Here is an 8,333-nt window from a genome sequence, read left to right on the forward strand (position 1 = left end):
GAAAGCTGCGGCTGAGGCGCCCGGCGCTCCGGCTGATCTTCAGGCAACCGTGGACAACGGCGTGGTCACGCTCGTCTGGAGTGCAGTGGACGGCGCCGACAGCTACTCGGTTTACCGGGGCAGCGCCCTGGACAACTACGAGGCGGTTCCGATCGCTTCCAATATCGGTGCTGCCACATATAAGATTGCTAATCTGCCGCAAGGAGCGGTTTATTATTTTGCCGTAACCGCGGTGAAAGATTCGGTAGAAAGCGTCAAATCCTACCCCGTTCCGGTAAGTGTAACGGAGTCCGGTCCGCTGGGCGAACAGGATAAGAATGCCCCGATGGTGACCGGTTACAATGTGTCCACCAATCATGGAGGAGAAGCGTTGAACGGCACGGACGACCAGTATGTTGTGTTCGATGTGCTCTATGACCGTCCCGTCACAATCGACAGCGCTGAGGCGGTGCTTAGCGAGCTGGACATCAGCTTCAGCGGCGGGGTAAAGAGCAAAAGCCTGACACTGGGCAGCGATCAAAGGTCCCTGCATCTGGAGCTGCATTTCAGCTTCGCCGGAGTATCCAACAAGCTGGTCATTCAATCGCTGGCGGAGGGAGGCAAGACGCTGACCACCGTAAAGGGAGCGGGCGGAGAGAACGCCAATTTCCCTAAAGCCGAGCTCTTTGTGCCAAACGGCATCAAGCTGGACAAGATTGCCCAAATTGCGGGAAGCGCCACGGTAACAGCTTCCGTATACGAGAAACTGACCGCGCTGCCGAGTGCGACCCGGGGAATGGTGCATTTCCTCTTCCTGAAGAACGGGAAGCCGCTGGACAAGGTCAACAGCTTTGGAGCCAGCTTCACAGCGCATTTTCATGCCTATTTGACGCTGACCTCGGCCGATTTTGCCCAGAGCGTAGCCAGCGCCTTCAATAACCTTAGCGGGGCGTTTGACAATTATACCGCATCTGCGGACGGGGACAGGATTCTCATTAAGGCGAACAGTCCCGAAGCGGGCGAGGTTATTGATCTTCGCGTCTTTGCGTATCCGCAGGACAGAGGCGCCTTGGCCGATCTGAGCGGACTAAGCAAAGGGATCGCGGCTGCCGAAGCTCCGGAGCTGCCCGCAGCCCTGGATACCGATGAGCTGAAGAATGAGCTGTGGAAGGCCAAGTCGGTTCAGGCCAGCGTATACTATTTGCAGCCGGAAGTGGATTTGCAGACGGTGAAGCTTAACGATCTTCTATCCTATACTGTGAGCTTTGAAGCTAACGGAGGGTCTGCGGCCGAGGATCGAAAGCTGCTGTACAGCAGCAATATTTTGGATCAAGCGCCGCATACCGTTCGCGCCGGTTATGTTATTACCGGCTGGTATAAGGATGCGGAACTGACCAAGCCGGCAGCATTTCCGCTGATCGTTACCGCTAATCAGACGCTTTATGCCAAGTGGGAGGCGCTGAAAGCGCCCACCGGACTCAAAGCGTCGGCCGGAGACGGGAAGGTGACGCTCAACTGGACGGAAACGGAAGGCGCCGAGAAATATTCGATTTACGCCGGAACCGCCTCCGGCAATTACACGCTCCCGGCGGGCAGCGCGACCTTGGCGACCTATACATTTGACGGCCTGAGCAACGGAACCGTCCACTACTTCACCGTAACCGCATGGCGGGGAGGGCAGGAGAGCGCGAAATCCGTTGAAGTCAACGCTGCCCCGGCACCAGGGTCCAGCCCCGGCGGGTCTTTGGGATCGCCGCTTGCTTCAACGTCTACCGCAAACGGCGGCGGTGACGCCCGGGTGACCGATACGGGAGTAATCGTGGCCTCCGCAGCCGGTGTGGACGGGAACGGAAGAGCCTCCGCGTCGATTTCCGAAGCGCGAATCGCTGAGGCGCTCGCCAAGGCGGGGATGAGGCAGAACAGCCCGATTGAAATTCGGGTAGAGGCTCCGGCTGACGCAACATCGGTCGAAATGACGATTCCAAAAGCGTCTGTAGCGGCGATCGGATCAAGCGGCGCGGGCGCCCTGACGCTTAACACCCCGTTGGCAACCGTTGCTCTGGACTCCGCGGCTCTGTCCGGCATCGCGGGCAGAGCCGGGGAGAAGGTCACGATTACTGCGGCCAAACCGGCATTATCCTCGCTGCCCGGGCAGGTACAATCGGCGGCAGCGAACCGCCCGGTATATGAATTCTCCGTTCAAGTGGACGGACGGACAATTGATAGCTTCCAAGGGGGCCATGCGAAGGTGTCGGTCAGCTACACTCCGGATACGGCAGAGCGCCCTGAACGGATTGTTGTTAACTATCTTCCTTCGGACGGAATCGCCGCAACCGTTGCCCAATCGGTGTATAACCCAGCTACCGGCGAGGTTAGCTTTCTGACGGGCCATTTCTCCGCTTACAGCATCGGGTATTCGGATGCAGCCTGGTCTGATGCGTCGGGCTGGTATAAGGAATACGCGGACTTCCTGGGTGCGAGACAAATTATCAACGGTGCGGGAGACCATAAGTTCTCCCCGAACCAAGCCGTTACCCGGGCGGAGCTGGCCCAAATGCTGGCGAAGCTGTCCGGCGATGATTTGAGCGCTTATGCCGTATCTTCGTTTAGCGATGTCAAATCGGGTGCCTGGTACTTGTCCGCCGTTCAGTGGGCTGCCGATCAAGGCATTGCCCAGGGCTACGGCGGCAAATTCAATCCGGATGCTCCGGTCAGCCGGCAGGATCTTGCCGTGATGCTTGCCCGCTTCACCGGGAAGAACAATTACAAGCTGCCGGGCAGCTTGACGCCCGCTGCCGGTTTCAGCGACGAGCCGCTGATTGCGGATTATGCGAAGGATAGCGTGGAGGAGATGAAGAGCGCGGGCATTATTTCCGGCAGAGCTGCCGATCAGTTTGATCCCGCAGGCCGCGCGACGCGCGCGGAAGCGTCCAAGATGCTGGCGCTGCTGCTTCAGAAGCTTCTATAAAAGGGCCTTGTAGTCGGCATCGGCACAGTCTGCGGATGGCAGCTCCGGATTGGAGAGGCCGCCGCAGACTGTATTTTTTATCAAACGGCCAATCATGAGAAGGGTTCAGCCCTCCTGCGTCGAATTGTGAATGAGTAGGAGGGATACATAAGATGACACTCATTTTAGGCTATCAATTTGAAGCGTATTCAATACCGCTGTCGTTCGCGAACCGGTACTTTATTCTGGAGTCGGCCCCGGATGGTTTCAAGGTCAGCGTTCTGCTCGATCAGGAGGACAACCCGGTGTTCGAAATTTTGAAGAGTGAGCTTGCCGGAAGCCCGTATTCAAATATCATTAACACGGTTCCCGGCGTATTTGCGGTTAGAGACAATGCCGGACAGCCGGTCTACCAGTTGCAGATCGGGGCGGAAGCCAGAGCGGCGCTGATCTTGGACGATGGAAGTGAACTGGAGGTTTGCTTCACCGAGGATAAAATTCAGGCAGGCAAGCTGGAAGCAAGCAATACCAAGTTCGGCGGAGGAGTCGGGGTTAAAGTCAGTCCGGGCGGGACGGTCGGAATCGGCAACTACTTGCCGTACCACCTGCTGAAGTGGTTTAAATAAGGGTTGAAGATGAACGGGCTGGTCAAGGCGTATCCTTGAAGGCCCGTTTTTTGATGGAGAGGATGGCAAGGCCATGCCGGATGGTTGAATCCTGCTGCGGCAAGAGGATAAGTCGGCGGGAATTTGACAAGCGCGGCGCTTGTCATTAGTCTTATAGTTTACGGGACTTTCGCGGGAAGGGATGAACAAGTTGAACAAGACAAGATGCGGGTGGGTGAACAGCGATCCGCTGTACATCGCCTACCATGACGAAGAGTGGGGCAAGCCGGTGTACGATGATCTCAAGCTGTTCGAGCTGCTGATGCTGGAAGGGATGCAGGCGGGTCTGAGCTGGTATACGATTTTGAAAAAAAGGGAGAATTACCGCGTGGCCTTCGACGGATTCGACCCGGAGAAAATCATCCGGTACGATGAAGCAAAGGTCGAAGAGCTGATGAATAATGCGGGAATCATACGCAATCGTCTCAAAATCAAGGCCATTATTCATAACGCGCGTGTATACTTTGACATTTCCCGGGATGAGGGCGGCTTCGGCCGTTATTTGTGGAGCTTCGTTGGCGGCGCCCCTGTCGATGGCAACCGGGAGAGCCTGAAGGACGTTCCGGCGTCTACGCCGCAGTCGGATGCCATGAGCAAAGCGCTGAAGAAGAAGGGCATGAAGTTCGTCGGCAGTACGATCTGCTACGCATTCATGCAGGCATCCGGAATGGTGAACGACCATGTGAGGGACTGCATCTGCCGGAAGGAAGGCAGCAGAGACACTGTTAAAAATTGATGATCTGGCGTAAAGACGACTCTTCCGGGCGGCTTAATCCGAACACCCGTTATCCTTCGTGCGCCTAAAATGCGGTGTCCGGCTGATATACGGGTGTTCGTCATTTCAAGGGCAAGCCACTTTTGTGATTACTGGTGAAATACTTCCAGACCTGCTTGCGATTTCAAAAGCCCGGCTTTATCCGTTCTCTCCCAAGGGACATCCAGGTCCGTCCGGCCAAAATGGCCGTAAGCGGCGGTTTGCTTGTAAATCGGCTTCCGCAGGTCCAGCATCTTGATGATGCCTGCCGGACGCAGATCGAAGTTTTGGCGAATCAGCTCTACCAGCTTGTCTTCGCTAATCCGGCCCGTTCCGCAGGTGTCCACATGAATCGACACCGGATTGGCCACCCCGATGGCATAAGCCAGCTGAATTTCGCAGGTATCGGCGAGTCCGGCGGCTACAATATTTTTGGCGACATACCTGGCGGCATAAGCTCCGGAACGGTCTACCTTCGTCGGGTCCTTGCCGGAGAAGGCTCCGCCTCCATGGCGGGCATAGCCGCCGTAGGTATCCACGATAATTTTGCGGCCCGTCAGACCGGCGTCCCCCTGAGGACCGCCTATGACGAACCGTCCGGTCGGGTTAATGAAATATTTCGTGTCTTCATCAAGCAGCTCGCGCGGTACCACCTGCAGAATGACAAGCTCTTTGATATCCGCCTGAATCTGCTCCAGGGTGATCTCTTCGGCATGCTGGGCCGATACGACGATGGTGTCGATACGCCTAGGCTTGCCATCCTGATATTCAACCGTTACCTGGGTTTTTCCGTCGGGACGCAGATAGTCCAGCAATCCGTTCTTGCGGACCTCAGACAGACGGCGCGCGATCCGATGGGATAAAGCGATCGGCAGCGGCATCAGTTCCGGTGTCTCGTTGGTGGCGAACCCGAACATCAATCCTTGGTCGCCCGCTCCGATATTTGCTGTTTCTTCGGCAACCTTTGCCGGATCACGATGCTCAAGCGCCGCGTTTACACCCTGCGCGATGTCGGCGGATTGCTCGTTCAGCGAAACCAGCACCGCGCAGTTATTGGCATTAAAGCCGTCCTGGTCCCGTTCATAGCCGATGTCCCTTATCGTATTGCGGACAATCGACTGGATATCCACATACCCGGACCTTGAGCTGATTTCTCCAATGACCAGCACAAGACCGGTAGCCACAGAGACCTCGCAGGCAACGCGGGCATGGGGATCATTCTCCAGAAACGCGTCCAGGACAGCGTCGGAAATCTGGTCGCAGATTTTGTCCGGATGACCCTCCGTTACAGATTCGGATGTAAATAGATAACTTCCTTTTGCAGACATAAGCTCAGCCTCCAACTGATAGATTGTTTACTGCTGCATGCATTATTTAGCCAGCCGATCGAGATGCGCAATAAGCGGATGCTCCCGGCGTTCTTTGTTTTTGCGGGCGGCGTAAGTATCATCGATAATCTCATCAGGCTCAATGATCCATACCGTCGATAAATCGAACTCCGGATTTCTTTCCAGGGTGAGCTTGTAATAATGCTCGAACACCGGGCCGCAAATCACCGAGTAGGCCGGATAGCCTTTAATCTGAAAGCTTTCTTCTCCCTTGGAGAGATGAATGGCGACCTTGCGCTTGAACCAGATGCTGTTCACGAGATTCACATTGCTCCGGGACGTTTCGATCAGCTCAAGATAAATAATCTGTCCATCGTCGTTTACCGTAATGGAAGGGTCCGATACGATATGGGGGATGCCCTGTTTATCGGCCGTTGCCAGCACCTTCGCCGCCCCGGGATCTTGAAGAAGCGCCTGAATTCTTTCATTTAAAATAGACATGGGTTTCAGCTTGCCTCCTTTAAAATTCATTTCCTCTGTCCAGATCCGTGTCCGGATGGTTGCCGCATTTTCTGTAGTTGTCCATATCGACATTCAAACGGTATTTTCGTCTCAGGTCGCTTAAGCCTTTGGCCAGCCGCACATAGTATTCAAGTGAAGGATTCCGCTGGTTATGGAAGGCCGAACCATGCATGGGCACGAATACGCAATGAACGATGCTAACCCCCTGGCTCGCAAAATCCTCCGCCTCCTCAAGCACAGCCTTCAGCGCGGCATCTTCACTGGCAAATCCATGGGGCTGCGCCATCTCGCACCCGCCGACGATTCCGCTGCTGACATTTCCGGCGCCAAAAATATCGACGGCCCGGATGATTCTCCGCTTCCACTCGGCATATCCGACTTCCTTATGCTTGCCTTTGCAGATCCAGGCGAACAACGCCTCGTTCGGGATTTCAATATCCGAGGTGTAGGTCATAAGTCCAGTGGTCTCGTACAGTCTGGCAAGCTGCTTCTCGCTGAAAGCCGAGGCAACGATGGTGCTGGGGAATTTCTTGTCTTTAAAATTGTCTCCGGCGGCCTGAAGCATTTCAATGTACATATCCACTTCGTCGTCGAATATTTCCGCGCCGCTGAGAATGGAGCCGGAGCTCATCTTGAGATTGGTAAAAGCGCCCGGCTGCTTCAGAGCCTCTTTCACCGTTTCGTATATATCCTGCGCTGTTAGCTGCTTCGACATATTGCAGTTTTTCTCGCTCTGCGCGGAGTTGGCGTTGATATTGCAAAATTTGCAGCCGTTCCCCTTGTTCCAGAAGTGGCAGTAGCTGTTGGGATCGATGTCGAGCCGTTGCGGTCTGGCAGAGGCGACCTGCCACATCGGCGTACTGGAGCTGGTGAACTTGTCGTAATAATCCGGTTTGTGCCAATACTGCACCTCTTCCACGATTTCGCCCTGATCGGTCAGGAACAGCTTGCCATCGATCTGGTCAATGACGTAAGGGTTCTTGGCTGTTCTGGAGGGCATGCCGATAATCGACGTTCCGTCCCTGAGCAGGAGCGAGACCGGAACGGCGGCGTTCTCATCTCCGTTGGAGCCGATCAGCACTCTTTGCTGATATTGATGCTTGCTCTTGTCCAGCGCTCCCAGCGCCCGGTCCGTATAGATAAACGACCTGCGGGTAACATCCGATTTAATAATGACAAAAGGGGATACATCCCTGTATTTCTCCATAACTTCCCGTAATGTTAATTCTCTTTGTCCAGAAGCGTGAGTTATAACTGCACACATCCGCATTCACCCCAGCTTTCATTTTTTATGGAAAATGTCTTCCAAGTTCACGCAGCATCAGCCCTGTTGGATGAAAGGTTCATGCCTCTGACTCCACTGCTTGCGAAACAACGGAAGGACCTGTTGCCCAAAGTTCTCCGCTTCCTCCAAATGGGGATAACCGGAAAGAATAAAGGTGCTTACACCGATTTCCGCATAGCGGATCAGCACATCCGCAACCTGCTCCGCCGTGCCGACAATCAGCATCGCCCCTCCCGGGCGAACGAGGGATAAGCCGCTCCACAGATTCGGGCCCAAGACGAAGTCGTTCACCGCCGACTGCTCCCTGAGCTTGTTCTGTCTGCTCTGGTTGGCAGCGTCCGTCTTGGCAAAAGATTGTTGCGCTTGCCGCAGCGTGTCCGATGAAGCGCGGCTGATCAAGCTCCACGCGGCCGCCCAGGCTTCTTCCTCGGTGTCGCGTATAAGCACCTGAGCCCTTAATCCGTACCTCGGTTTTCGGTCAATCCCTGTGGCCTTGAGGACCTCCTTTCGAACCTCCTCCATCTCGGCAATCTGCCAGGCAATCCATTCATGCGGCTCTCCCCACATCAGATAGGTATCCGCATGCCGGGCCGCAGCTTGCTTGGCAATCCGCGAGCTTCCTCCGAGATACAGCGGGGGATGCGGACGCTGGACCGCAATCGGAGAGTGAACCGGGCCGCGAAACTGAACATACTTGCCTTCAAAAGAATCTGCGGCTGCGGCGGAGCCAGGTTCGGCTTGGCCTGAGAATTCAGATAACGCTGATCCGGCCGATCCGGTCCAGGCAAGCTTCATCACCTGCATGTACTCCATCGCCCGTTCGTACCGGTCATCATGGGCATGGGCGAGCGGG

7 protein-coding genes are annotated in these 8,333 nt (G+C 55.4%); 3 read left to right on the top strand and 4 right to left on the bottom strand.

Going from position 1 to position 8,333, the window contains the following annotated elements; all coding sequences use genetic code 11:
* From L692_RS28700 to L692_RS0112875, 3 genes are all read left to right on the top strand, one after another.
* A partial coding sequence (locus L692_RS28700; protein ID WP_036723517.1) for an S-layer homology domain-containing protein occupies positions 1 to 2,947 on the top strand: 2,947 nt, incomplete at its 5' end.
* Positions 2,948 to 3,099: 152 nt separating this feature from the next.
* On the top strand, positions 3,100 to 3,552 hold the full coding sequence (locus L692_RS0112870) for a hypothetical protein (protein ID WP_025700445.1): 453 nt from the start codon (positions 3,100 to 3,102) through the stop codon (positions 3,550 to 3,552).
* Positions 3,553 to 3,742: 190 nt separating this feature from the next.
* The gene (locus tag L692_RS0112875) at positions 3,743 to 4,327 is read left to right on the top strand and encodes a DNA-3-methyladenine glycosylase I (RefSeq protein ID WP_232238781.1); all 585 of its coding nucleotides are present in this window, start codon (positions 3,743 to 3,745) and stop codon (positions 4,325 to 4,327) included.
* Positions 4,328 to 4,455: 128 nt separating this feature from the next.
* Here L692_RS0112875 and metK read toward each other — a convergent pair whose 3' ends face one another.
* The 4 genes from metK to L692_RS0112895 form a co-directional block, all read right to left on the bottom strand.
* Positions 4,456 to 5,673 (bottom strand): methionine adenosyltransferase, encoded by a 1,218-nt coding sequence (gene metK / locus L692_RS0112880; protein ID WP_025700449.1) that lies wholly within the window; start codon positions 5,671 to 5,673, stop codon positions 4,456 to 4,458.
* 42 nt (positions 5,674 to 5,715) lie between these two features.
* Entirely contained in the window at positions 5,716 to 6,174 is a 459-nt protein-coding gene (locus L692_RS0112885; RefSeq protein ID WP_025700451.1) for a pyridoxamine 5'-phosphate oxidase family protein, read from the bottom strand.
* A 19-nt stretch (positions 6,175 to 6,193) separates the two neighbouring features.
* On the bottom strand, positions 6,194 to 7,402 hold the full coding sequence (locus L692_RS0112890) for a radical SAM protein (RefSeq protein ID WP_198027751.1): 1,209 nt from the start codon (positions 7,400 to 7,402) through the stop codon (positions 6,194 to 6,196).
* A 114-nt stretch (positions 7,403 to 7,516) separates the two neighbouring features.
* Positions 7,517 to 8,333: LLM class flavin-dependent oxidoreductase (locus L692_RS0112895; RefSeq protein ID WP_025700453.1), on the bottom strand; the 817-nt coding region annotated here is incomplete at its 5' end.

It is taken from the genome of Paenibacillus forsythiae T98, from assembly GCF_000520735.1.
Classification (GTDB): Bacteria; Bacillota; Bacilli; order Paenibacillales; family Paenibacillaceae; genus Paenibacillus_AQ; species Paenibacillus_AQ forsythiae.